This is a genomic window from Streptococcus sp. AM28-20 (assembly GCF_003603595.1).
In the GTDB taxonomy this organism is placed as follows: Bacteria; Bacillota; Bacilli; order Lactobacillales; family Streptococcaceae; genus Streptococcus; species Streptococcus ilei.
Window position 1 is genome coordinate 172,130 of record NZ_QTNK01000002.1, and the last position, 26,351, is coordinate 198,480.

General features: G+C 43.3%; 21 protein-coding genes. 12 read left to right on the top strand and 9 right to left on the bottom strand.

The window, feature by feature from the left end:
* Positions 1 to 28: 28 nt before the first annotated feature.
* The 4 genes from DW738_RS05935 to rpsF all read right to left on the bottom strand — a co-directional run bounded on the left by DW738_RS05935 (position 29) and on the right by rpsF (position 1,747).
* The gene (locus DW738_RS05935; RefSeq protein WP_123160582.1) at positions 29 to 547 is read right to left on the bottom strand and encodes a GNAT family N-acetyltransferase; all 519 of its coding nucleotides are present in this window, start codon (positions 545 to 547) and stop codon (positions 29 to 31) included.
* 107 nt (positions 548 to 654) lie between these two features.
* Positions 655 to 894 carry a 30S ribosomal protein S18 gene (gene rpsR, locus DW738_RS05940; RefSeq protein WP_000068664.1) on the bottom strand — a complete coding sequence of 80 codons (240 nt, stop codon included), beginning with the start codon at positions 892 to 894 and terminating at the stop codon, positions 655 to 657.
* A gap of 41 nt (positions 895 to 935) precedes the next feature.
* A complete protein-coding gene (locus tag DW738_RS05945) occupies positions 936 to 1,430 on the bottom strand; it encodes a single-stranded DNA-binding protein (protein WP_006595680.1) in 495 nt (164 codons plus the stop codon).
* Between the two features lie 26 nt (positions 1,431 to 1,456).
* Entirely contained in the window at positions 1,457 to 1,747 is a 291-nt protein-coding gene (rpsF, locus tag DW738_RS05950) for a 30S ribosomal protein S6 (RefSeq protein ID WP_023024266.1), read from the bottom strand.
* A 277-nt stretch (positions 1,748 to 2,024) separates the two neighbouring features.
* Between rpsF and DW738_RS05955 the strand changes: the two genes are divergently transcribed.
* Genes DW738_RS05955 through DW738_RS05965 form a run of 3 tightly spaced genes read left to right on the top strand, consistent with a single transcriptional unit; the run spans position 2,025 to position 4,363 of the window.
* Positions 2,025 to 3,077: a bifunctional glycosyltransferase family 2/GtrA family protein gene (locus DW738_RS05955; protein ID WP_023024269.1), complete on the top strand. Its 1,053-nt coding sequence runs from the start codon at positions 2,025 to 2,027 to the stop codon at positions 3,075 to 3,077.
* Positions 3,064 to 3,966, top strand: a complete 903-nt coding sequence (locus tag DW738_RS05960; protein ID WP_023024271.1) for a phosphodiester glycosidase family protein — start codon at positions 3,064 to 3,066, stop codon at positions 3,964 to 3,966. The genes DW738_RS05955 and DW738_RS05960 overlap by 14 nt, the downstream gene beginning before the upstream one ends.
* Positions 3,947 to 4,363, top strand: a complete 417-nt coding sequence (locus DW738_RS05965) for a hypothetical protein (protein WP_081697810.1) — start codon at positions 3,947 to 3,949, stop codon at positions 4,361 to 4,363. The genes DW738_RS05960 and DW738_RS05965 overlap by 20 nt, the downstream gene beginning before the upstream one ends.
* A gap of 108 nt (positions 4,364 to 4,471) precedes the next feature.
* On the opposite strand, the gene DW738_RS05970 is transcribed toward DW738_RS05965, so the two are convergent.
* Positions 4,472 to 6,856: a phosphoketolase family protein gene (locus DW738_RS05970; protein WP_023027209.1), complete on the bottom strand. Its 2,385-nt coding sequence runs from the start codon at positions 6,854 to 6,856 to the stop codon at positions 4,472 to 4,474.
* A 361-nt stretch (positions 6,857 to 7,217) separates the two neighbouring features.
* Between DW738_RS05970 and DW738_RS05975 the strand changes: the two genes are divergently transcribed.
* Positions 7,218 to 8,189: a hypothetical protein gene (locus DW738_RS05975; RefSeq protein ID WP_023024274.1), complete on the top strand. Its 972-nt coding sequence runs from the start codon at positions 7,218 to 7,220 to the stop codon at positions 8,187 to 8,189.
* A gap of 109 nt (positions 8,190 to 8,298) precedes the next feature.
* Here the strand turns inward: DW738_RS05975 and hutI are convergent, their stop codons facing one another.
* Positions 8,299 to 9,546 (bottom strand): imidazolonepropionase, encoded by a 1,248-nt coding sequence (hutI, locus tag DW738_RS05980; protein ID WP_023024275.1) that lies wholly within the window; start codon positions 9,544 to 9,546, stop codon positions 8,299 to 8,301.
* A 200-nt stretch (positions 9,547 to 9,746) separates the two neighbouring features.
* On the opposite strand from hutI, the gene DW738_RS05985 reads away from it, so the two are divergent.
* From DW738_RS05985 to hutG, 8 genes are all read left to right on the top strand, one after another.
* Positions 9,747 to 11,777 carry a urocanate hydratase gene (locus tag DW738_RS05985; RefSeq protein ID WP_123160583.1) on the top strand — a complete coding sequence of 677 codons (2,031 nt, stop codon included), beginning with the start codon at positions 9,747 to 9,749 and terminating at the stop codon, positions 11,775 to 11,777.
* A gap of 81 nt (positions 11,778 to 11,858) precedes the next feature.
* Positions 11,859 to 12,758, top strand: a complete 900-nt coding sequence (ftcD, locus tag DW738_RS05990; RefSeq protein ID WP_023024277.1) for a glutamate formimidoyltransferase — start codon at positions 11,859 to 11,861, stop codon at positions 12,756 to 12,758.
* Positions 12,759 to 12,770: 12 nt separating this feature from the next.
* Positions 12,771 to 13,400: a cyclodeaminase/cyclohydrolase family protein gene (locus tag DW738_RS05995; RefSeq protein WP_023024278.1), complete on the top strand. Its 630-nt coding sequence runs from the start codon at positions 12,771 to 12,773 to the stop codon at positions 13,398 to 13,400.
* A 52-nt stretch (positions 13,401 to 13,452) separates the two neighbouring features.
* Positions 13,453 to 15,126: a formate--tetrahydrofolate ligase gene (locus tag DW738_RS06000; RefSeq protein ID WP_123160584.1), complete on the top strand. Its 1,674-nt coding sequence runs from the start codon at positions 13,453 to 13,455 to the stop codon at positions 15,124 to 15,126.
* A 15-nt stretch (positions 15,127 to 15,141) separates the two neighbouring features.
* Positions 15,142 to 15,720 (top strand): HutD family protein, encoded by a 579-nt coding sequence (locus tag DW738_RS06005; RefSeq protein WP_023024280.1) that lies wholly within the window; start codon positions 15,142 to 15,144, stop codon positions 15,718 to 15,720.
* 20 nt (positions 15,721 to 15,740) lie between these two features.
* Positions 15,741 to 17,069: an amino acid permease gene (locus DW738_RS06010; protein ID WP_023024283.1), complete on the top strand. Its 1,329-nt coding sequence runs from the start codon at positions 15,741 to 15,743 to the stop codon at positions 17,067 to 17,069.
* Between the two features lie 229 nt (positions 17,070 to 17,298).
* A complete protein-coding gene (gene hutH / locus DW738_RS06015) occupies positions 17,299 to 18,840 on the top strand; it encodes a histidine ammonia-lyase (protein ID WP_023027218.1) in 1,542 nt (513 codons plus the stop codon).
* An 87-nt stretch (positions 18,841 to 18,927) separates the two neighbouring features.
* On the top strand, positions 18,928 to 19,914 hold the full coding sequence (gene hutG / locus DW738_RS06020) for a formimidoylglutamase (protein WP_120701655.1): 987 nt from the start codon (positions 18,928 to 18,930) through the stop codon (positions 19,912 to 19,914).
* A gap of 102 nt (positions 19,915 to 20,016) precedes the next feature.
* Here hutG and DW738_RS06025 read toward each other — a convergent pair whose 3' ends face one another.
* From DW738_RS06025 to metE, 3 genes are all read right to left on the bottom strand, one after another.
* Entirely contained in the window at positions 20,017 to 22,953 is a 2,937-nt protein-coding gene (locus DW738_RS06025; RefSeq protein WP_123160585.1) for an AAA family ATPase, read from the bottom strand.
* Positions 22,954 to 23,084: 131 nt separating this feature from the next.
* Positions 23,085 to 23,960, bottom strand: a complete 876-nt coding sequence (gene metF, locus DW738_RS06030; RefSeq protein WP_123160586.1) for a methylenetetrahydrofolate reductase [NAD(P)H] — start codon at positions 23,958 to 23,960, stop codon at positions 23,085 to 23,087.
* A 72-nt stretch (positions 23,961 to 24,032) separates the two neighbouring features.
* Entirely contained in the window at positions 24,033 to 26,282 is a 2,250-nt protein-coding gene (gene metE / locus DW738_RS06035) for a 5-methyltetrahydropteroyltriglutamate--homocysteine S-methyltransferase (RefSeq protein WP_123160587.1), read from the bottom strand.
* Positions 26,283 to 26,351: the final 69 nt, after the last annotated feature.

Genomic DNA, 26,351 nt, shown 5'->3' on the forward strand with positions numbered 1-26,351 from the left:
ATGAAAATTTCATCCGTTTTTTGATTTACTATATTTCCTTGTTCAACCTTTTTGAAAAATAGAGAACTAAGTCATCATTGTTCTCACATGGACTGTAAGGGGCCAAGGGCTGATCCCTAAACCAAATTCCAGATCCATCTGGGATATACCCCCGTTTAACATAAAGCCTTTGAGCTGGGCCATAACCCGAGTGTAAACCAACCCCTAAAGTAACAATCTCTGACAGTAGCCCGACTCTTTTTTCCGCCTCCTCTAGGAGTTGATTCCCAATTCCTCGATTTCTAAATGGCTCAAAAACATTAAAATCAGTTAGTTCAGGATAGACTCCCACGAAAGGACCGTGCTTGGCATCAGGCAATATAGTGATATAACCTGCCACAAATCCATCCGACTCAGCTACTAATACGTCCCTCTCTCCATTCTCCTGATCCTGCAAATAGCTGGTCAAGATATCCTCTCTACCCGGCCACCCTTGATGGATAAAGGCTTGAGAGATCTCTTCAATATCAGATTTCATCATCCTTCTGATGATCGTACTTTCCTTCATGTTGCGCTCCTTGATACATTTCTCCCCTCATTATAGCATGATTAGAGCTTGGGAAAGGTCAAAGAGGTCCCCCGGACCTGAAAAAAAGACCCGTAAGGGTCTTTTCTTTAATCTTCGTTTACGAAAGGCATCAAAGCCATTACGCGAGCGCGTTTGATAGCTGTTGTTACTTTACGTTGGTTCTTCGCTGAAGTTCCAGTTACACGACGAGGAAGGATTTTCCCACGTTCTGAAACGAAACGGCTAAGAAGCTCAGTATCTTTGTAATCAACATATTCAATTTTGTTTGCTGCGATGTAATCAACTTTTTTACGGCGTTTGAATCCGCCACGACGTTGTTGAGCCATGTTTATTTCTCCTTTATAGTTTTAATTCGTTAAACCCATTCTTAGAATGGTAGATCGTCATCCGAGATGTCCATTGGATTAGCTCCGAATGGATTGTCATCACGTCCAAAGTTTGGTGTTGCGTTCGATGGTTCAGATCCTCCAAAGCTTGGAGCTGCATTTCCTGCAAATCCTCCAGCTGAAGCATAGCCTCCACCAGCTTGTCCTTCACGATTCGCGCGGCTTTCCAATAATTGGAAGCTGTCCGCTACGACTTCAGTGACATAAACACGTTGACCTTGCTGATTCTCATAATTACGAGTCTGGATACGACCTGTAATCCCAACTAAGGCACCCTTTTTAGCCCAATTTGCTAAATTTTCAGCTTGTTGACGCCAAATCACACAGTTGATAAAGTCCGCATCTCGTTCACCATTTTGGTTTTTAAAATTACGGTTAACAGCAAGTGAGAATGTCGCAACAGCCTGATTTTGAGGGGTATAACGAAGTTCAGCATCTCGAGTCATACGACCTACAAGTACAACATTGTTAATCATTAGTCACCTTCTTTATTCGTTAGGGCTTACGCGTCAACTTTTACGATCATGTGACGAAGAATGTCACCGTTGATTTTTGAAAGACGGTCGAACTCGTTAAGAGCTACATCGTCGTTCGCTTCAACGTTTACGATGTGGTAAAGTCCTTCACGGAAATCTTGGATTTCGTATGCAAGACGACGTTTTTCCCAATCTTTTGATTCAACAACAGTTGCACCGTTGTCAGTCAAGATAGAGTCAAAGCGTGCTACCAAAGCGTTTTTAGCTTCTTCTTCAATGTTTGGACGAATAATATAAAGAATTTCGTATTTAGCCATTGATATGTTCCTCCTTTTGGTCTAATGACCCCAAGTCTTCGCAAGGGGTAAGTGAGGTTTGCTCACAAGAAACTATTATACCAGACTTTAGGATAGAAGGCAAGTAAAAACACGTTCTCTTCATTCTTTTTAAAAAGATTTCTTTTCCTACTATTGCTCTCTATGATTTTTTACAGCAAGGGAATCTCTCCCTTTCCTTAAAGAAAACTGATATCAGTTAGCTTTAAGAAAGGGCCGTTATAATACCTTCATCACAAACAAGAAACGAGGAACGCTTATGAATTATTTAGTCATCCCCGCTTATCAACCCGATCAAAAACTTCTCAAACTGGTTCAAAAATTGAGAGAAAAATGTGACTTCTCCATTATCGTTGTGGACGATGGTAGTTCTGAGGAGTGCCAAGCTATTTTTGAAAAATTAGACGGGCTAGCTACCGTTCTTCACCACGAAGTGAACCTTGGTAAAGGAGGAGCTCTCAAAACAGCCTACACCTACATTCAAGAGCAAGGGCAATACGGGACAGTCATCACTGCCGATGCCGATGGCCAACATAAGGTATGGGATATCTTCCGTGTGGCCAATCAATCGCAAGAAAATCCGAACCAATTGATTCTAGGGGCACGCGCCTTTTCAGGCAAGGTTCCTTTGCGTTCTGCTTTTGGAAATAAGTTGACCCGCTTCTTGTTCAAGCAACAAACAGGGGTCCCTGTGACGGATACGCAGACTGGCCTTAGAGCCTTTACAACTAACATGATTCCTTTTATGTTAGAAATTGAGGGACAACGGTATGAGTACGAAATGAATGTGCTCCTTGCAGCGAGCAAGACATTTCCCATCTTAGAAGTTCCAATTGAAACAGTCTATATCAATGACAATGAAGGGTCCCACTTCCGCCCTGTTCGAGATGGCCTCATGATTTACAAGGACATGTTCAAGTTCGCTCTCTCCTCTCTAAGTAGCTTTATCGTTGACTATCTGGTCTATGCCTTTTTCCTTTTCGTGATGATGGCGGTGCCGATTAGTCTTCGGATTCTCCTGGCAAACGGGATTGCTCGTGTGACGAGCTCTATCTTTAACTACTCGACCAATAAACGTCTCGTCTTTAAGAACAAAGACAGCGTGGCCCGAACCGGAAGTGGTTACTTGGGACTTGCTATTGGACTCTTTATTCTCGATACCCTCTTGATTCGACTTTTCTATACAAGCTTCGGTCTCCATTTGCTCCTCAGCAAGGTGATCGTCGGACTCTTGCTTTTCGTCGTCTCATGGCTGATTCAGAAAAAAATCATTTTCAAGGAAAGGACTGCACCTACTCATGAAATTCTTTAAAAAATCTTATACTTACGCTGCTTGTTTTGGTATCCTGCTAACAAGCTCCTTCAGCTATTCTATGCTCAAGACCTTCGTCTTATCGGATGCTATCCAAACCGTCAAAGCAACGACTACTGATACTAAAGCTGCTAAACAAGCTGTGGCTTCTGCGACAACTACAGATAGCAGTTACTCCGATGACAATATCCAGGTAAACTTGACAGAAAAAACAGTTGAAAATACCCAGGTTTACATTGCAGATATTACGGTTAGCTCCTCAGACTATCTCAAGACGGCTCTAGCCCAAAATACCTATGGAACAAACGTGACAGCTAAGACATCTGTCACGGCAGCTGAGAATAATGCTATTCTAGCCGTCAATGGTGACTACTACGGAGCCAATAGTACCGGCTATGTCATCCGAAACGGAGTGGTTTATCGCGATACGGTTCGTGAAGACTCTAGCAATGGCGACCTAGCCATTTATAAGGATGGTTCCTTCAAGATTATTTACGAAGATGAAATCTCAGCTGAGCAATTGGTCAAAGATGGGGTCGTCAATCTCCTTGCCTTCGGACCTTCCTTGGTTGAAGATGGGGAAATTGTCGTTGATACTAATTCGGAAGTAGGTCAATCCATGTCTTCTAACCCACGAACAGCCATCGGGATCATCGATGAAAACCGCTACATCATTGTCGTCTCAGATGGACGTACTTCAGAGAGTGAAGGTCTTTCTCTCTACCAATTAGCTGAAGTGATGAAATCTTATGGCGTTAAAACAGCCTATAACCTGGACGGTGGTGGTTCTTCTACCCTTTACTTCAACGGCCAAGTTATGAACAAACCAACAACAAATGGTACTATCTCAGAAAGGGCGGTGAGTGACATTGTCTACATCGGTTACTAATCCTATCAAACAACGGTTGAAAAAAACCATCCTCTGCTACACTCTGATCTCAGCTTTCTTCTTTGTCGGAAGTCGCATCTACGAACACTTTAGTTTTGGGGAGACCTCTGCTTTCATGCACTACCTCTTCTTGATTCCTTTGATTGGTGGTGCCCTACTAGTGGCTATCCAGTTAGTGATTAAAGGTCTTTCTCGAATCACTCTCAACCTTTGGAACTCAGCGGTTGCTACGGCAACTACGGGGGCCCTCTACCGAGGCATTGTCAATCTATCGGGTCGTTCGACAACTCTGGACCAACCCTACTATTATGTCGCAGGGATCTTCCTAATTCTCGCCCTTATCAGCCTCTTCTTTGTCCGTAGCGTTTGGGTGGAAGAAACAAAATTGACTACTTAAAATTAAAAGCTCTTATTCATAATAATTGGATAAGAGCTTTTGGATCTTTTACAATACTATCTATAAAAAAAGAAATCAGATTAATTTCTGATTTCTTTTGGAATAATCTTATTTATTTACATTTTCCCATTTCCAGTTATGTACTTCTGGGATATCATCACCGTGTTCACGGATGTAGGCATTGTGGAAGGCAATAGTTTCATCCATTTGCGCTGCAAATTCACTTGCTGCTTCTCCAAGAGCTGCATTGGCTGCATCTTGTGCCAAGTGGAAGCGATCCAATTCAGACATGACACGCATATCGAATGGTGTTGTGATATCTCCATTTTCACGGTAACCATGCACACGCAAGTTGTGGTTGTGACGGTTGAAGAAGATATCACGGATCATGCCTTCGTAACCGTGGAAGGCAAAGATGACTGGTTTATCAGTTGTGAAGACCTTGTCGAACTCTTCATCTGAAAGTCCACGCGCATCTACTGAAGGGTGACGCAATTTCAAGATATCTACAACATTGACAAAACGGATCTTCAATTCTGGGAATGCCTTGTGCAAGATTGTGATGGCTGCAAGAGCTTCTAAGTTCGGCTCTGTACCTGCAGCTGCAATGACAAGATCTGGTTCTTCATCTGCTGAAACAGTTGAAGCCCAATCAATCACTTTGTAGCCTTCGCGTACCAATTCTTCAGCTTCATCTGCTGAGTAGAATTGAGGACGTGGGTGTTTAGAAGTAACGACCAAATTGATCACATCTTCTGCCTTGAAGGCTTGGTCCATCACTGCAAGCAAGCTATTGGTATCTGCTGGCAAGTATTCACGGATGTATTCTGGAGTTTTCTCAGCCAAGTGAGTCAAGATACCTGGATCTTGGTGAGTGTATCCATTGTGGTCTTGTTGGAAGACAGTTGAAGTTGCAATCAAGTTCAAGGCTGGGTAGTTTTTACGCCATGTCGTGTGTGTCTTAGATTTACGCAACCATTTGAAGTGTTGAGTGATCATAGAATCTACAACACGAAGGAATGATTCGTAAGAAGCGAAGAATCCATGACGACCTGTCAAGACATATCCTTCAAGCATTCCTTCTGCTTGGTGCTCTGACAATTGAGAGTCAATTACACGTCCAACAGGGCTCAAAGCTTCATCATAGTCAGGTTTCATACGTCCTAACCATTGACGGCTTGTACGTGTGAAGACTTCTTGAAGACGGTTTGATTTGGTTTCATCTGGTCCAAAGATACGGAAGTTGTCTGGGTTTGCATCCACAAGGTCTGCTGCATACTTACCAAATTCGATCATATCTTGTGCCATGATCGCGCCTGGTGTTTCAATCTTGAAGGCGTGTTTCTTCCAATCAGCAGTGTTCATTGGCTTGATCACACCAGCATTAGTGATTGGGTTCATGGCCATACGACGGTCACCTTTTGGTGCGATTTCAGCAATCTCAGGAAGTAATTTACCAGTTTCGTCAAACAACTCAGCTGGACGGTATGATTCCAACCATGAAAGAAGGGCATCTACATGCTCCATGTGGTGAGCATCTACTGGGATTGGAACTTGGTGGGCACGGAATCCACCTTCGATTGGTGTTCCTTCCCAAGCTTTTGGTCCAGTCCAGCCTTTAGGAATACGAGCAATCAAGACAGGATATACTGGTTGAGTAGCTTCTTCTGCAGATCCTTTGCGCGCTTCTGCTTGAACTTTCTTGATTTCTTCAATTGCTTCATCCAATTTTTCTGCAAACAGAGCATGAGCTGCTGCATGGTCGTCAGAAATAGCTGTTACGTCAGCAAAGATTGGTTTCCAACCAAGACCTTCAAAGAAGAGGGCCAATTCTTCGTCTGTTTTACGTTCGAAGATTGTTGGGTTGTGGATCTTCCCACCGTTGAGGTAGAAGATTGGAAGAACAGCACCATCGTTGACTGGGTTCAAGAAGGTATTGGCTAACCATCCAGCCATCAATGGACCAGTTTCCCCTTCACCATCACCGATAACAGTTGCAGCAATCACATCTGGATTATCCAAAACAGCTCCAGCTGCGTGTGACAATGCATAACCAAGTTCTCCACCTTCGTGGATAGATCCTGGAGTTTCAGGCGCCGCGTGAGATGCAATCCCTCCTGGGAATGAGAAGATTTTACATAGGTGTTTGAAACCTTCTTCATTTTGTGGGATATTTGGATTCAATTCTGTGTAAGAACCATCTAAGTAAGAGTTGGACACCATAACTTGTCCACCATGACCTGGTCCTTCAATGTAGAACATATCCAAGTCATACTTGTTGATTGCACGGTTCAAGTGTGCGTAGATAAAGTTTTGTCCTGGAACAGTTCCCCAGTGTCCGATTGGGTGAGCTTTCAAGTCATTCTCTACTACTTCACGTTTCAAAAGTGGGTTGTCTTTCAAGTACATTTGAGCAGCTGAAATGTAGTTCGCTGCACGCCACCAAGCATCCACTTTATCCAAGTAAGCTTTGCTGTTAAAATCAACAGTCATATTGTCTCCTCTCAAATTCTAGCTATGATTCTGATGAATTAGAATCCAGTGCAAGTATTTAGGTTATAAACATTCTGTCTCACTAAATGAAAACAGAACGAGCGCGAACCAAATTTAATTCAATTCTTTTCTATTCTATCAATAATTTATCTATTTGTATATAGAAAAAAATAAAAAAAAATATAGTTTTTTATAAAAAGTTGCAAATTTCTTCTAAAATCAAACCATTTTCCCATCTTTTTACAATTATCTTTGGGGCTAAACTGCCTAAAGTTCCTTAGGGAATCAGCTAGTTATAAATCTCCTTGTCACCTAAAATTTTTCATGATATACTTTAAATATCAAACTAAAGGAGATCGTTATGTTGAAGGAAAAACGCAATAAAGGATTTGTTTCAGGTCTAGTACTTGCCCTTTTCTTCCTAGTATTTTCAGGTTTAGTATTTTCATTATGGATGCGTCACCAAAATCCTGCCACTAGCTTTGCGAAGGCAGAAAAGTCTGGGGACCCTGTAACGATGCTGATCTATGATATTACCCCAGAACCTGTCGGAACTGTGGGCAAAAGACATGTACTCTATATTGTCCAATACGATAACCAAAATGATGGTAAATATGCAGGGATCGAAGCAAAAAAAGACGATGCTACTATCAAAGCGATTGTCGATAAAGCTCAAAAAGGAGAACTGCAGTCTGATCCTTATCAACTAAAAGGAACACAATTAGCTCCTTTGGCAAAGGATAGCAAAAATACATCTCGTAACGGTCGCATTGTTGGCTACAGTGAGTACATTCATTCCCTCCTTGACCCTACTTCTATCGTATCACTCAATATGACGACTAGCTATTACTTGAGCCTTACGGAATATAACAAAGACTCCTTATTCCTCTTGCTAGGTTCAGTTGCTTTAGCTGGACTTGCCATTACAATGGTTGTAGCTAGCTTCTCCGTTCGGAAACGGACCATTGCTTCCTATCAGGAACTCCACCAAAACTATCCCGAACTCCAAGGAGATCTTAGCCGTTTGGCTGACGAGGCCAGTTACTACAATCAAGATTTAAAAGTTATCTTATACAAAAATCATTTGATCACCTATTTCAGAGGAACACAAACGATCGATTTGCGAGATGTGCAACAACTATACTTACATGTAACTCGCGTTCGTCAATCCGGCATAGCCCGCTCTATCTTCCAATTGTGCTACACCCGCAAGGATAAACCAAAGAAACAGTACCGTTTAGCAATTCGGAATAAGAAGAACGCAGAAGAGCAACTCTACACTCTCTTTGCACAGGTATCTGAGCGATTTCCAGATGTCAAGGTTGGGATTTAAAACGTCCCAATCCCCCTTTAGAAACTCTTTTCTAAGCACTAAAATCCCCTCATCAATTCATTCTGATGAGGGGATTTTTCTTCTTAGGTCTCATTTAAAATAAAGAGAATCAAATTACTTTCTTACCATTCTTATAGACATCTGTCACCAAATTCGTCGCAAAGAAATAGAAGAGATAATCTAGATTTGGTGCGTCGTAAATCGTGATATCAGCCTGTTTTCCAACATCGAAAGAGCCAATCGTTTTGGCACGATCTACTGAATAAGCCGCATTAATAGTCACTGCATTGAGAATTTCAACTGGTGTCAAACGCATCATAAAGCAACCTAGATGCATAGCAAACTGAAGATTGGCTGTCGGACAAGAGCCTGGGTTGCTGTCAGTCGTTAGCGTAATAGCCATACCAGCATCCAACATCTTACGAGCCGGTGCATAAGTATCTTCCATTAGACTGAAGGTTGTTGCCGGCAAAAGATTTCCGATGACTTTAGCGGCTGCTAGTTTCTGAATGCCTTCATCGGTAATCACCATCAAGTGTTCTGCACTAGTGGATTCCAATTCAGCCGCTACATCCACGCCACCGATGGACTCAATCTCATCCGCATGAATCCTTAATTTGAAGCCCATTTCCTTGGCTTTCGACAGAAGGTAGCGAGATTCATCTGCTGTAAAAACACCTTTTTCACAGAAGATGTCACAGAATTCAGCCAGATTGCCTTCTTTCACCTTCGGAAGCATTTGATCAATGATGAGATCTAAATATTCCTTTGAACGGCCCTTGTACTCTGTCGGGATGGCGTGAGCTGCCATAAAGGTCGAAACGAGATCGATTTCATGGTCGTGATTCAAGGCTGCTACCACATCTAATTGCCGTTTTTCAGTTTCCCAATCCAACCCATAACCACTTTTAGCTTCAACAGTTGTCACCCCATGGCGCAACATATAATCCAAAAGACGTTTAGACTTGTCATAAAGATTCTCAAATGAAGCTTCTCGTGTCGCTCGAACAGTGCTCAGAATTCCACCGCCTTGAGCGAGAATATCTAAATAGGAAACTCCCGCTAACTTTTTAGCAAACTCATGCTCACGACTACCTCCATAGACCAAGTGGGTGTGGCAATCGATCAGACCGGGGGTCGCAACTTTTCCTTCACAAGACTTCACTTCCGTATGGTCGTCAATCAATTCTGGATCTGGTTGACCTGTTCCAACTGCAAGAATCTTTCCATCTTTAATGGCAATATATGCATCCGAAAGAATTTGGGCATCTGCCATCTCCTTGCCATAAAGAGGATGGCCTAGATCATTTGGACAAAACAACTGGTTAAAGTGGGTTAATAGTACATCAGCAGACATATGAAAACATTCCTTTCTATTTCCATTATTATTCATTTTACAATTCTAAAGAAAAAGCGTCAAAAAAAAGTCAAAAAGTTTTCCCCTCATTTTTTTTTGCTTTATTAAAAATTAAATTTATTTTTGACTCTTTATTGACGTTTCTTGGATACAATAAAGAAAATATAAATTCATAGTTTATACATAAGGAGGTTCCTACTATGTCATTTATAGACGATAAAGAAATTGCAGCTGCTATGTCTGTCAAACTTGACTTTGATGTCCTACCTGAAAAGGCAACTTTTCAAGAGGGCATCCGTCGTGCACCTGATAGAGGCTTCCGCTTAACGCAAGCTCAAACTGAGATTGCCCTTAAAAACGCTCTGCGTTATATCCCTAAAAAATTCCACCAAGAGTTGATCCCAGAATTTTTAGAAGAACTAAAAACTCGCGGGCGGATTTATGGCTACCGCTTCCGTCCAAAAGATCGGATCTATGGAAAACCAATTGATGAGTACAAAGGAAAATGCACTGCTGCTAAGGCCATGCAGGTCATGATCGATAACAACTTGAGCTTTGAAATTGCCCTTTATCCATATGAATTGGTCACTTACGGAGAAACAGGTTCTGTCTGTGCTAACTGGATGCAGTACAACTTGATCAAGAAATACTTGGAAGTGATGACAGAAGACCAAACCTTAGTTGTTGAATCTGGTCACCCTCTTGGCCTCTTCAAGTCTAAACCAGAAGCTCCTCGCGTTATCATTACCAACGGTCTTTTGATTGGTGAGTATGACAACATGCACGATTGGGAAATCGCTGAAGAGATGGGCGTTACCAACTACGGTCAGATGACTGCAGGTGGATGGATGTATATCGGTCCTCAAGGAATCGTCCATGGTACCTTTAACACCCTTCTCAACGCTGGACGTCTTAAACTCGGCGTTGCTGATGATGGTGACTTAACTGGTAAACTCTTCATCTCATCTGGTCTCGGTGGTATGAGTGGCGCTCAAGGGAAAGCAGCTGAAATTGCAAAAGCTGTTGCGATTGTTGCAGAAGTTGACCTCTCTCGTATCGAAACCCGTCACTCTCAAGGCTGGATTAGCCAAGTGACAGACAGTGCAGAAGAAGCTGTGAAATTGGCCCAAGCAGCGCTGGAAGCTGGTGAATCAACTTCGATTGCCTACCATGGTAATATCGTAGACTTGCTCGAATATGTCAATGAACACCAAGTTCATGTTCATCTCTTGTCTGACCAAACCTCTTGCCACAACGTTTACGATGGTGGGTATTGTCCAGTTGGTATCAGCTTTGAAGAACGGACACGTTTGTTGGCAGAAGACAAAGAAACCTTCCACCGCCTCGTCGATGAAACCTTGGCTCGTCACTTCGCAGTCATCAAAGACTTAACGGCTAAAGGTACTTACTTCTTCGACTACGGTAATGCCTTCATGAAATCTGTTTACGACTCAGGCATCAAGGAAATTTCTAAGAATGGTTTGGATGACAAAGACGGCTTCATTTGGCCATCTTATGTAGAAGATATCATGGGACCTATGCTCTTTGACTATGGTTACGGTCCATTCCGTTGGGTCTGCCTCAGCGGTAAACATGAAGACTTGATTGCAACTGACCATGCAGCTATGGAAGCGATTGATCCAACTCGTCGTTACCAAGACCGCGATAACTACAACTGGATTCGCGATGCTGAAAAGAACCAATTGGTAGTTGGTACTCAAGCTCGCATCCTCTATCAAGATTGTATGGGCCGTGTCAACATTGCATTGAAATTTAACGAACTCATTCGCCAAGGCAAGATCGGACCTGTCATGATTGGACGTGACCACCACGACGTATCTGGTACAGATGCTCCATTCCGTGAAACATCCAACATCAAAGATGGATCAAACGTTACTTGCGATATGGCAGTTCAATGTTACGCTGGTAACGCTGCTCGCGGTATGAGCCTTGTTGCTCTCCACAATGGTGGTGGTACTGGTATCGGTAAAGCCATCAACGGAGGATTTGGTCTCGTTCTAGACGGTAGTCAACGGATCGATGAAATTATCAAGTCTGCTATTTCATGGGATACCATGGGAGGGGTTGCTCGTCGGAACTGGGCACGGAACGATCATGCTATTGAAACAGCGATCGAATACAACCGTCTCCATGCAGGTACAGACCACATCACCATTCCTTATCTTGCAGATGAAGATTTGGTCAAAGATGCGGTTCAAAAATTGTTTTAATTCTAAAAAATAAAAATGGAGAAAGGGAGGAGAATACAATGCCCCTCCTTCCCAACTTCTCCTATAAAAAGAGGTAATCATATGGCAAAAATTGTTGAGTGTATTCCAAACTTTTCTGAAGGACGCAATCAGGCTGTCATTGACGGATTAGTCGCTACTGCAAAAAGCATTCCAGGTGTGACATTATTAGACTACTCGTCTGATGCCAGCCACAACCGTAGCGTCTTTACACTCGTTGGGGATGAAGAAAGCATTCAAGAAGTGGCTTTCCAATTGGTAAAATACGCATCTGAAAACATCGATATGACCAAACACGAAGGCGAACACCCTCGTATGGGAGCAACAGACGTTTGTCCATTCGTTCCGGTCAAAGATATCACAACGGATGAATGTGTTGAAATCGCACATAAAGTAGCGGAACGCATCAATCGTGAATTAGGGATTCCAATCTTCCTCTATGAAGATGCCGCAACTCGTCCAGAACGCACCAACCTTGCTAAAGTTCGTAAAGGTCAATTCGAAGGCATGCCAGAAAAATTGTTGGAAGAAGACTGGAAGCCAGACTATGGTGAACGCAAGATTCACCCAACTGCAGGGGTTACGGCTGTTGGTGTCCGTATGCCGCTCGTTGCCTTCAATGTCAACCTTGACACAGATGATCTAGAAATTGCCAACAACATTTCGAAAATTATTCGTGGATCCAGCGGTGGATACAAATACTGTAAAGCGATCGGTGTCATGCTAGAAGATCGCAACATCGCCCAAGTTTCTATCAACATGGTCAACTTGGAAAAATTCCCATTGTATCGTGTCGTTGAAACCGTTCGTTTCGAAGCACAACGCTACGGAGTTCGAATCGTCGGAACAGAACTCATCGGACTGGCTCCTGCTAAGGCTTTGATTGACTCTGCTGAGTACTACTTGCAATTAGAAGACTTTGACTACAGCAAACAAGTCTTAGAAAATCACTTGTTGGGTTAGAAAGGGAGTTCTATGAAACTAGTTGACTTAAGTATTACGGAGTTTGCCAAAGTTCTTGGTTCAGACGCTCCAGCTCCCGGTGGTGGTTCTGCTGCTGCCCTATCTGCTGCGAATGGGATTTCCCTTACCAAAATGGTCTGCGAACTGACCATTGGTAAGAAGAAATACGCTGAATTTGAAGACCATATCAAAGGGGTTCACGAAAAAAGTGCCCAACTCCAAGACCAATTACTAGAAGCTATTGACAAGGATACAGAAGCTTTCAACGTCGTATCAGCAGTCTTTGATCTTCCAAAAGAAACCGAAGAAGAGAAAGCCGCTCGTCGCGAAGCCATGCAAAAAGCCTTGAAACATGCGACCGTATCTCCATTCTCTATGATGGAGCTCATCGTTGAGGCTCTTGAAACAACAAAAGAAGCTGTTGGTAAGTCCAACACCAATGCAGCGAGCGACTTAGGAGTGGCTGCTCTCAATCTCAAGGCTGGCCTTCAAGGTGCTTGGCTCAATGTCCTGATCAACATTTCAGGAATCAAGGACCAAGACTTCGTTCAAGAATACCATGGCAAGGGACTCAAGCTCCTCCAAACAGGTTCTGAGCTTGCAGATGGCATTTACCAAAGCATTTTAGAAAGCCTATCCTAAACCGATCAATCAACTTTATAACTTCAATACCTACAAAGAAAGAAGGGATTCTATGGTTTTATCGGATATTGAAATTGCCAATTCTGTTCAAATGAAGCCCATCACGGAAATCGCTGCTGAACTTGGATTAACCGAAGAAGATATCTCACTCTACGGAAAGTACAAGGCAAAAATCGATAGCAATCAACTGGAACAACTAAAGGATAAGGAAGATGGCAAGCTGATCCTCGTGACAGCTATCTCTCCTACTCCTGCCGGAGAAGGAAAGACAACCACCTCTGTTGGTCTAGTAGATGCCCTCTCTGCTATCGGTGAGAATGCCGTCATTGCTCTCCGTGAACCTTCTCTTGGCCCTGTCTTTGGAATCAAAGGTGGTGCTGCCGGTGGTGGTTATGCCCAAGTGGTTCCTATGGAAGACATCAACCTTCACTTTACAGGTGACTTCCATGCCATTGGGATTGCCAACAACCTGCTTGCAGCCTTGATTGACAATCATATTCACCACGGCAATGAGTTAGGCATTGATTCTCGTCGCATCACTTGGAAACGAGTAGTCGACATGAACGACCGTCAACTCCGTCATATTGTCGATGGCCTCCAAGGAAAAACAAACGGAGTTCCTCGTGAAGATGGTTTCGACATCACAGTGGCTTCTGAAATCATGGCTATTCTCTGTCTCTCAGAAAACATCCTTGACCTCAAAGAACGCCTTGATCGCATCATTATCGGTTACAACTACCAAGGGCAACCCGTGACAGCTAAAGACCTCAAAGCCGGAGGGGCTATGGCAGCTGTTCTCAAAGATGCCATTCATCCCAACTTGGTACAAACCTTGGAACATACTCCTGCTATTATCCACGGTGGACCATTTGCCAATATCGCTCATGGCTGTAACAGTGTGCTGGCTACTAAACTAGCTCTCAAATATGCAGACTATGTTGTTACAGAAGCTGGTTTTGGAGCAGACTTAGGTGCTGAAAAATTCATTGACATCAAGTGTCGCATAGCAGGTCTTAAACCTTCTGCCGTAGTCCTCGTCGCAACCATCCGTGCTCTCAAAATGCATGGTGGAGTTGCCAAAGCGGACTTGGCTACTGAAAATGTCCAAGCTGTCATCAATGGTCTACCAAACCTTGACAGACACTTGGCCAACATCCAAGAAGTCTATGGCCTACCTGTAGTCGTTGCCATTAACAAATTCCCGCTGGATACAGAAGCGGAACTTGAAGCTGTCTATGAATCTTGTAAGAAACGCAATGTAGATGTTGTCATTTCGGATGTCTGGGCAAATGGTGGAGCTGGTGGCCGTGACTTAGCTGAAAAAGTCATTCAACTGGCTCAAGAAGAAAACCACTTCTCTTATGTCTATGACGAAGAAGACAACATTGAAACAAAATTGACCAAGATTGTCACAAAAGTCTATGGTGGAAAAGGCATTAGCCTAACACCAGCGGCCAAACGCGAACTCAAAGAATTAGAAGCACTTGGTTTCTCAAATCTTCCAATCTGTATGGCCAAGACACAATACTCCTTCTCAGATGATGCGAAGAAGATGGGTGCACCAAAAGACTTCACTGTCAAAATCAGTAACCTTAAGGTAGCTGCAGGGGCTGGCTTTATCGTAGCTCTCACTGGTACGATCATGACCATGCCTGGTCTACCTAAAGTTCCTGCCAGTGAAAAGATTGATATCGATGCCCAAGGCAATATTACTGGTCTCTTTTAAGAAAGAGGACGTCCTATGGTGACTATCCTTCATCTCACGCCCGCAGATTATCAGATTTCTACTTGGTCTGGTGGCCAAACCACCCAACTCTTCCTCTCTCCGAAAGAGGGAAGTTATCCAGATCGGACCTTTGATTTTCGCCTCTCTACTGCAACGGTGGAGGTTGAAAAAAGTGACTTTACCGATCTCACTGGTTACCACCGAATCTTGATGCCTCTGACTTCATCGATTACACTCACCCATCAAGGTAAAGAAGTGGTTTTAAAGCCCTTTCAAAGCTACTTCTTTGACGGGGGAGATCCCGTATCTAGTCAAGGGACCTGTCAAGACTTTAATCTCATCTATAAACCTTCCTATCAGGGGCATATGAGTGCTATATCCCCACAAGAAAGTGTTACGAGCCAGAGTCGCTATCAATTGATCTATGCTCTCTGTCCACTAACACTTGAATGGAAAAAGGGACAACTTTACTCCCTCCAAACTCACGAGCTCCTGTTGATCGAACAAGCATCTCCTCTTCAAGAGATGACAATTACGTTTTCACCCCTTCAGTCTGGGAAGCAACCGATTGCTATCTGGACTGCGCTAAGATAATGTTTTAAAGGAGAGACATTATGAACGGAGCACATAAACAGTCGATTGAGGAACAAGAAAAAGCGAAATTCAGCTTTAGCGGTGCCACTCTATACGGTATCAATGCCGTCATCGGATCTGGTATCTTCCTTTTACCTCAAAAAATTTATGCCGGTTTAGGACCAGCTTCCCTAGCTGTCATGTTTGGGGTAGCTATTCTTGTCATGCTACTATCAGCCTGTCTGGCTGAAACGGCTGGCTACTTTGATAAAAACGGTGGAGCCATGCAATACTCCAAAGCAGCTTTCGGTGACTTTGTCGGCTTTAATGTCGGAATTCTCGGTTGGGCCGTTACCGTTATCGCTTGGGCTGCTATGCTAGCTGGTTTTGCTAAGATCTTCATCATTACCTTCCCAGCATTCGAAGGTCACAACCTAGCGATTAGTATCGTTATGTTGGTTCTCTTGAGTCTTATGAACATCGCCGGTCTGAAAACATCTAAGATGTTCACTCTGACAGCTACTGTTGCAAAATTAATCCCAATTGTCCTCTTCTCTCTCTTCGCCATCTTCTTTATTCCTGGTGGTGTGAGCAAGGGCAACTTCACACCTTTCCTTCAATTGGAAAGTGGATCAAATCTCTTTAGTGCTATTTCTAGTACCGCTGTTTACATCTTCTATGGATTTATCGGATTCGAAACCATGTCCATCGTTGCAGGGGAAATGCGTAACCCTGAAAAGAACGTTCCTCGTGCTATCTTGGGATCCATCAGTATCGTCTCAGTTCTCTACATGTTGATCATCGCTGGAACAATCGCTATGCTTGGTGGAGGCATTATGGGAACCGAGGCACCAGTACAAGACGCATTTGTTAAAATGATTGGCCCTATCGGTGCCCCTCTTGTCTCCTATGGTGCTCTCATTTCAATCGCCGGTCTCAACATCGGTGAATCCATTATGGTTCCTCGTTTCGGTGCTGCCCTAGCAGACGAAAAACTCTTGCCAGCAGAACTTGGAAAAACAAACTCTAAGAATGCTCCTGTCATTGCCATTATCATTTCCGGTTTCTTTGCATTCTTACTCTTGTTATCTGGATCTTTCGAATCCTTAGCAACTTTCAGTGTTGTTTTCCGTTTCTTCCAATATATTCCGACTGCTTTGGCAGCGCTCAAACTCAGAAAAATGTACCCAGAGAAAAAGGTTACCTTCCGAGTGCCATTCGGTCCAGTTATCCCAATTTTGGCTGTTGTCATCAGTATCTTGATGATTGCAGGGGACAATCTAATGAACTTTGTATGGGGAGCTATCGGTCTAGTAATCGCTAGTGGACTTTACTTTGTTTTCCACGGTGACAAACTAGCTAAAAAATAAAACAGTCCTCACCAATTCTATTTACACATTAGATGGGAACTTAGGCAGGAGCAAAGCATTCCTTTGCTCCCTAGCCCATCTAAGAAGCCACGAATATCAAACCTGAGCTCTTTTCTCTAAGACTTCTTTCAATCCTTCTAAGAATCATAGACAATGGGCTCACGTTTGGTATTCAAACCGAAGTAAACAAATCTACTTCTACAGAACAATTCATAATCGGAGGTTTTATATGACTCAATTGATTCATTTAGATGGTAACAGCTTAACACTGGAAGAGGTCATCGCCGTCGCTCGGCACGGTGCCCAATGTGAGTTAGACGAAGGAGCAAAAGAAGCTGTCATCGCATCTCGTAAAATTGTCGATGATATCGTCCGTGAAAAACGTGTTGTCTATGGTGTGACCACTGGATTTGGTTCCCTCTGTAATGTCAGCATTTCTCCTGAAGATACTGTCCAACTTCAAGAAAACTTGATTCGTACTCACGCATCTGGTTTTGGCGATCCACTTCCTGAAGATGCCGTTCGTGCTATTATGTTAATCCGTATTAACTCACTCTTAAAAGGTTATTCTGGCATTCGTCTATCAACCGTTGAAAAACTGTTAGAATTGCTCAACAAAGGAGTGACTCCTTATATTCCAGAAAAAGGTTCTCTTGGAGCATCTGGTGACCTCGCCCCTCTTTCTCACATGGTTCTCCCAATGTTGGGACTTGGACATGCCTACTACAAAGGTCAACTTTTGAGCGGTCAAGAAGCTCTCGACCAAGCTGGTATCGAAAAGATCCAATTGGCTGCCAAAGAAGGACTTGCCTTGATTAATGGTACAACGGTCCTAACCGGTATTGGAGCTCTTGCAACTTACGACGGTATTCAATTGCTCAAACTCTCTGATATTGCAGGTGCTCTCTCAATGGAAGTTCACAATGGTATTACCAGTCCATTTGAAGAAGACCTTCATACCATCCGTCCTCAAAGTGGACAATTGGCGACTGCTCGTAACATCCGTAATCTCCTTGAAGGAAGCAAAAATACCACTGTTGCGACTCAACAACGGGTACAAGATCCTTATACACTCCGTTGTATCCCTCAAATCCACGGAGCCAGCAAGGACTCTATTGCTTATGTGAAAACAAAAGTTGAAATCGAAATCAACTCTGTGACGGATAACCCAATCATCACCAAGGAAGGTCACGTCATTTCAGGAGGTAACTTCCACGGTGAACCAATGGCTCAACCATTTGACTTTTTGGGTATTGCCCTTTCTGAGATTGGTAACGTATCTGAACGTCGGGTAGAACGATTGGTCAACAGCCAACTCAGCAAATTGCCATCCTTCTTGGTCAAACACCCTGGCCTTAACTCAGGCTTCATGATTACGCAGTATGCTTGTGCATCTCTTGCATCTGAAAACAAAATCTTGTCTCACCCAGCTAGCGTAGACTCTATCCCATCTTGTGAAAACCAAGAGGACTTCGTCAGCATGGGAACTACAGCAGCTCGTAAAGCGGCTGAGATTCTTAAGAATTCACGCCGCATCGTTGCTACTGAAATCATGGCAGCTTGCCAAGCCTTGGATCTCAAACCAGAAAATCATGAACTTGGTAAAGGTACAAAACCAGCCTATGACATGATTCGCAGCAAGGTGGCCTTCATTGAATTTGACAAGGACATCGAAATCTTTGAAGAACTCAATAAGGCATCTGCTGTCGTTGAAAGTGAAGAATTCTTAGCAACCATCGAAAAAGCAGTTGACTTAAGCATTCAATACTGATACAGTAAGGATACAGCAAAAAAAGGCTGAGAAATTTTCTCAGCCTTTGCCTTTCTAGCCAAATACAAACAAACGGAGGCATGTAACGTGCTTAGAGATTATTACCCAATGACTTACAGTTATTACCAAGGCAGTATTGAAGACAATCCCTATACAGCCAAATGGGGAATGCTGACGAAGTTTTTGGATTTGAATGATGAAAGCTTGACTCCTTTTGAAGAAGTCACCTTTGGAATCCTTGGCTTTAAAAGCGATAAAGGAGTCTATATCAATAACGGTCGCGTCGGTGCTGTCGAAAGCCCAAACGCTATTCGAACCCAACTTGCCAAACTTCCTTGGCACTGGGGGACCAATGTCACAGTTTTTGATGTCGGGAATATCGATGGCCCCAATCGCTCTCTTGAAGATTTGCAAGAGAGTCTCTCTCAAACCGTCAAACGAATGTTGGAGTTAAATATTCAACCAATCGTCCTTGGGGGAGGTCACGAAACAGCTTACGGCCACTATCTGGGCCTCAAATCCTCCTTGCAACCAGATGAACAATTGGCTGTCATCAATCTAGATGCTCACTTTGACCTGCGTCCTTACGACCAAACTGGTCCCAACTCTGGAACAGGATTTCGCCAAATGGCAGACCACGCAAAAGAAGAGAGCAAAGATTTCCCTTACTTGATTTTGGGCATCCAGGAACACAGCAACAACCTGTTCCTATTCAACTATGTGGCAAAAACACCAAGCATTGATTTCTTAACAGGACAAGATCTCTTCCGGATGAGCCACCAGGCCATTCTTGATCGGATTGATCAATTCTTAGAAAAACAGACAGCGGCCTACCTCTCTATCGATATGGACTGCTTTGCCGTTGGTTCTGCCCCTGGCGTCAGTGCCATCCAGTCACTTGGGGTGGATCCAAAACTAGCCCTAATGTTGCTCCAACACATTGCTGCTAGCGGCAAACTGATTGGATTTGATATTGTGGAAGTTTCCCCTCCTCATGATATTGACAACCACACCTCCAACCTGGCTGCAACCTTTATCTTTTACTTGACCCAAATCTTGTCCCAACAAAAATAAGATGCAAAACCTCTCTAACATACAAAAGGCTTATCAACATCCATCCCTTGGGTATTGATAAGCCTTTTTTTATTCTTCCTTCGTGACACTTGATGAGCTATACTAGAGGACTTTTAATCTCTTGAGGAAGGGACGGTCTCTATACGGAGTCAGATGTTGCTCTGCCAGTTTCTTGTAGTAGCCCTTATCTTCTTTCAAGAAAGAGCTCAAAGCAGGAACCAGTTGCTCTCCTTGTTCCTTCTGGGCCGCCAAGAAGGCTAAGAGATAACAAACCATCCCCTTGTCTCGCGCATTCGTCGTTTGCTTCATGGTTCCTTCTTTACGAGCCAGATAAGTTGCCACCTTCTCTTGCTCGCCAAAATGACAGGCGATTAAGGATTGATAAAATTCGAGCAATTCTTCCTTCCAAGGGAAGCGAACGCCGGACAAAACCTTTTGAGCCCTGTCAAAATAGAAGCGGGCTTGGACCAAATCTCTCTTCCAATAGTAGGCAATCCCAAGATCAATTTCAAACACCACTCGGACTGAATCAACAGATTGATCTCCCACCAAGCGTAGGACCTCTTCCAAATGGGTGACAGCTACTTGAAAATGCCCTCTCACTTGCTCTATTTCAGCCAGGTAGGCTAAAGATGCTGCAATTTGAATGGCATACTTGGCCTGCATGCTATTGGTCAGACTAAAGCAATCAATGGAGCGATAGAGGTGTCGGGTCGCCTGCTCCTCATCCCCTACCATCAAATGGTACAACCCCTTCAAGCGTAACTGAATCGCAATCGCTTCATGGTTGTTGGCCTGAATCGCATCTTCTAAAGCCAAATCTGTGTAATAGGCCATTTCAGAAATATTTTCTGTTTGAATGCAATAATAAATGATTTGCCGGTACCCTTCTAAAAGAAAGTCGAGCCGTTTGAGTTCCCGCGCATAGGAGATGACCTTTTGAATATCATGAATCCCCTTTTGGTACTCACCACTTCGAATGAAGTAGCGCCCCTCTAGATACAAGTAGCGCAGTTGCAAATACTTGTAGTCTCTATCTTTTTGGTGTCGTGAAAAAAGCTGATCCAGTTCTCGACGAAGACGAGAGAGTTCCCCAAAAATGTCCAAATGGCTATTTTTCCCATCGGATACTCCCCCTTCTTCTCCCTTGGAGTATATTGGGAATAGTTCATGTTCTAGCTGGAGGATTTCTTCCAAGTAGGTCAGCTCAAAAGACAAGGAATGCAAGAGATTTTGGGACTGCTTATATTGGTAAGCTATTTCCTTATAGAAAAGCAGGTCTGTCGAATCTTCTAAGGTTTCTTCCAGTTTTTGCGCGATTTGTTGGTGGAAGAGACGCCGTCTAGCTGGTGACAGGAGTTGGTAGAAGTACATAGCTACCAATTGCTTGCAAAATTGGATTAAGAGATCCTCCCCTTCCTCCACTATTGAGATGATTCCTCTTTGAGCTAAAGGATCTAATAATGCAGTTAAAACAGAAAGATCTGTAGCTGTCAAATCGGCCAAGATAGACATGGAGATCGGCTTATGAAAACAAGACAAATAATGAAGAAGGGACTCCTCTTCACTGCTCAAGTCACCCAGCTCTTGAGACAGATAGGCTTGAATGATATCAGGTAAGGGCTCTAAACTTTCCTTCTCTTTCCACTCTTCTATATAGCTGGACAGCAAGAAGGGACTTCCTTCACTCCACTCCATCATTTGCTCGATCAGGGCTGGTTCTATCTGCCCCAGTTGCCCTTGCAAGAGTAATCGACTTTCCGTCGGATCAAAATTGGTCAACTCGAGCTGGGACAACCGTCTCTCGACTTTTAAACTCCCAAAGAAGGTGACCAAGAATTCCGGCAAGGGCCCTTCTGCTGTAACAATCAGTTGCCATCTTTCCCCGCTACTTTTCTCCTCCAATTGCTTTACTTTATTGAATGAGGCCGCATCCATCCACTGAGCATTTTCAAGCAGAATCAGGAGAGGTTTTTCTTGGCTGAGTCTTTGAAGGTGCTTCCGGACAGCAGGGAGATCGTCCGCTTTTCCTAGAGGAGAGACTTCTAGCTCTTCACTCACTTTCTCTAGGGAAGCTTTGAGGTCACCCCAGATTCCTCCTTCTTCTTTGCGACTGCCGACTTTGCCTTCCACCTTAACAAAGCTAAAACTGCGATTGGACAGCAAGACCAATTGACGCAATAAACGTTTTTTGCCTGTTCCAGATTGCCCCATGACCAAGAGAGGGCCAACCGCTTCCCCCTTCTCTACTAAGGATAGGTATTCTTCCAGTTGGGACAGTTCTTGTTTGCGACCAAAGAAAGGGAGTTCTCGGACATTCACACGATTGCTCTGTTTATGGGTGCGTTTAGCTTCCAAAACAGAATGATACAGTTCTTCTATCACTCGACTGGGACGAACATTCAGCTCACGATCCAATAAATCCACCAGCTTGTAATAGGTCTCAAAAAATTTCCCCAGCTGGTGATGGACTCTATAATACTCCATCAAGAGTTGGTAGTTCTTTTCTTCAAATTCATCCAGCTCTACTAAATGGTGGAGTAAGGACTCTATACCAGGATCCCCCAGCCCCTCTTTGTCAATCTTTTGATAACAGCTTTCAATATAGAGTTGCTTATAAGCGCTCCGTTTACGGGAAGCCCACTGGTCAAAGTCCTCATCATCCTTGACGTAGAAGCCTTCTAGAAAATCTCCCTGATAAAGATGTAAATTGCTTATTGGATCCCTTTCAAAAAGCTGGACGTCCAAAGAAAGATTCAACTCAGGATTAAGGGCCAGGCTACTCCTACTTGGAGAAACAATGACATCTCCTTCAAAGATTTTATTGGCTTGGTAAACAGTATTCCGTAGATTTTTCCGAGCGACTTGGTTTTCCTTATCCCCCCAGAGAATACCCGCAATTTCATCACGGTTAACCTCACCCGATACAGCTAAGTAATAAAATAAAGCCTCCATCTTCGAGAAGGAAAAACGGATGTCTTTCTGTTGGAAAACAACCTTAGGGGGTCCAAATAACTTCAACGTGAGTTCTCTCTTCATTGCAAGCGCCTCCAAAATCTTCATATTAATACTATAAAAAAAAAGTTGTCTTTTAGCAAGCAATTGGCCCAAGAAAAAAAAGACTGAGAAAAATTTTTCTCAATCTCTACAATTCCTTCTTAGACTGTTGATTAGATCACTTCTAAGTTTGGTTGATGATCAAATAAAGCTTTTGTTGCATGATGGACATGATAGGCTACATCTTCATTGTTCATGGTATAGAGATGGACACCTGCAACATCTTGTGTGACCAAATCTACGATTTGATCTACCGCATAAGCTAAACCAGCTGCACGAAGGGATTCTGGATCATGCTCATACTTATCAAGGATGGCTTTGAACTTCCGTGGGATATGAACATTTTCACAAGTCTTCAACAAGCGAAGGGCCTGGTTTCTGTTAAGAATTGGCATCACCCCTGCATGAATGGGAACATCAATTCCCGCTAAGATACACTTATCTTGAAAATCGTAGAAACGCTCATTGTCAAAGAAAAGCTGAGTCACTAGACTTGAACATCCAGCATCCACTTTCTTTTTAAGGTTTTGAATGTCTGAAATCTGACTAGGTGAATCCGGATGCCCCTCAGGGTAACAAGCACCGATTACATCAAAATGAGGAGCTTCCGTTTTAATAAATTCAATCAAATCTGTTGCATAACGAAAGTCTTTCAGAGGCTCCACACCTGGAATAATATCTCCACGAAGGGCCAAGATCCGATGAACTCCCACTTGGTCTAAGTCATGAAGGGTATCTGCCACTTTTTCCTTACTCAGATAGATGGCAGGCAAGTGGGCAATGGTCGGAATAGACAATTCATTTTGAATATGATTGGCTAAGGCAACCGTCGTCTCTTTGATATTGTATTTGTTATTGCTAGCGGTCACACTGATAAAGTGAGGGGCTAATTCCTGCATATTTTCCAAGGCACGTAAGAGCTTGGCATTGCCTACTTCAGGATTTGGAGGGAAAACCTCAAAGGAGAGCGACGGTGTTTGCTTAGTCATCAAATGTATTCCTTTCTTGATTGAGCAATTCTTTCTTTTGCTAACCAGCAAGCTTAGGAATTTCTACTTGCCTTATAGCGCTTTACGAGCAGCTTTTGCCGCTTCTACAAGACGGATCAAGCTTTCTCTCGTTTCTTTGATACCACGTGTTTTCAAACCACAGTCAGGGTTGATCCATACTTTCTTGCTTGGTACTTTCGCAAGGATGGCTTCGATGGTGTGGTCGATTTCGCCTTCATTTGGCACACGAGGTGAGTGGATATCGTAAACCCCAGGCCCCACTTCTGTTTGGAAGTTTTGAGCTTTGAGTTCGTCCAAGATTTCAAGGTTTGAACGGCTCGCTTCAAATGAGATCACGTCCGCATCCATGTTATCGATAGCTGGGATGATATCTGTAAATTCTGAGTAACACATGTGAGTGTGGATTTGTGTGTCTGGTGCTACTGTTGAGTGTACCAAGCGGAAGGCTGGAATAGCCCAGTCAAGGTAGTCTTCGTACCAGTCGCTACGACGGAGTGGCAATTTTTCACGAAGAGCAGCCTCGTCGATTTGGATAATCTTCACACCTGCAGCTTCAAGGTCAAGAACTTCTTCCTTGATAGCAAGAGCGATTTGAAGAGTCGAATCTTTGATAGAGATGTCTTCACGTGGGAATGACCAGTTAAGGATAGTAACAGGTCCAGTCAACATCCCTTTGACAGGTTTGTCCGTACGGCTTTGTGCATAGCTAGACCATTTAACAGTAATAGGGTTGAGACGAGTGACATCACCCCAGATGATTGGTGGTTTCACCCCACGCATACCGTATGATTGTACCCAACCATTCTTAGAGAAGAGGTAACCTGACAAGTTTTGACCGAAGTACTCAACCATGTCGTTCCGCTCGAATTCACCGTGTACAAGCACATCAAATCCAACTTCTTCTTGCCATTTGATCCATTCGTCGATGGTTTCAGCAAGGAAGGCATCGTATTCTTCTTGCGTCAATTCACCCTTACGGAAGGCCAAACGTTTAGCACGCACTTCCTTGGTTTGAGGGAATGAACCGATAGTTGTTGTTGGAAGAGCTGGAAGTTTAAAGGCTTCTTCTTGGATGGCTTCACGTTCAGCAAAGGCTGGCAAACGAGTATAGTCTGCGTCTGTCAATCCAGCGATACGCGCACGAAGTTCCGCATTTGCTCCGACACGTTCTGTTGCAAAGAGTTCTTTGTTCGCTGCAAGAGCTTGTTCACCTTGACCGTTGCGGATAGCATCCAAGTCACGGAGTTCTTCCAATTTTTCAACTGCAAAAGCAAAATGATTCAAGATAGCTGGTTCAAAGTCTTCGTTAGCAGTCGTAAATGGTACATGAAGCAGTGAGCAAGAAGTTGTCAAGACAACATTTTCAGCTGGAACTTGTTTCAAAATTTCCAAGCTTGCTTCGTAGTTATTACGCCAGATGTTTTTACCATTGACAATACCTGCATAAAGAGTCTTATCTGCTGGGAAGCCACCTTTAACGAGTTCAAGAGTTTTCTTCCCTTCAACGAAGTCAAGACCAATCGCATCTACTGGCAAGTTCACAAGGTCAGCGTAGATGTCACGCACGTCACCAAAATAAGTTTGGATCAAGACTTCAAGACCTTTTTTGTCAGCCAAGAGTTTGTTGTAGAGGTTTAAGAAGAGTGCTTTTTCTTCAGCTGTCAAGTCTTTGACAAGAGCTGCTTCATCTAGTTGGATACGAGTTGCACCAAGTTCAGCCAATTTCGCAAAAACATCTTGGTAAGCAGCCACTAAGCTATCCACGAAATCTTCTGCTTTCACACCTTCTTCAAAGTCTGACAATTGAAGGAAAGTGAATGGTCCAACCACAACTGGGCGAGTGTCAAGACCCAATTCTTTGGCTTCTTGGTACTCATCAAAAATCTTGTGACCAGCCAATTTGACTTCTGTTGTTTTTTCAAATTTTGGAACGATATAGTGGTAGTTGGTGTTGAACCATTTCTTCATTGGAAGAGCACGCACATCCCCTTTTTCACCTTGGTAACCACGCGCCAAAGCAAAGTAGCGTTCAAGGTCAGACAAGTCCAAATTTTGAACCGACTCAGGAACCACGTTGAAAAGGAAGGCTGCATCTAGGAAGTTGTCATAATGTGAAAAATCATTTGATGGGATTTCAGTGATGCCTTTTTCTTTGACAATGTTCCAGTGTTTGGCACGCAATTCTTTTGCAGCACCCAACAAATCTTCAGCTGTAATTTCGTTTCTAAAATATTTCTCAGTTGTAAATTTTAGTTCGCGGAATTCACCCAAACGAGGGAATCCAATAATTGTAGTTGACATGTTTTGTCCTCCAAAAATTCAAGTTGAGTCTATCTTATCAGAAGAAGCACCTTCTGTATAATTGCTTTT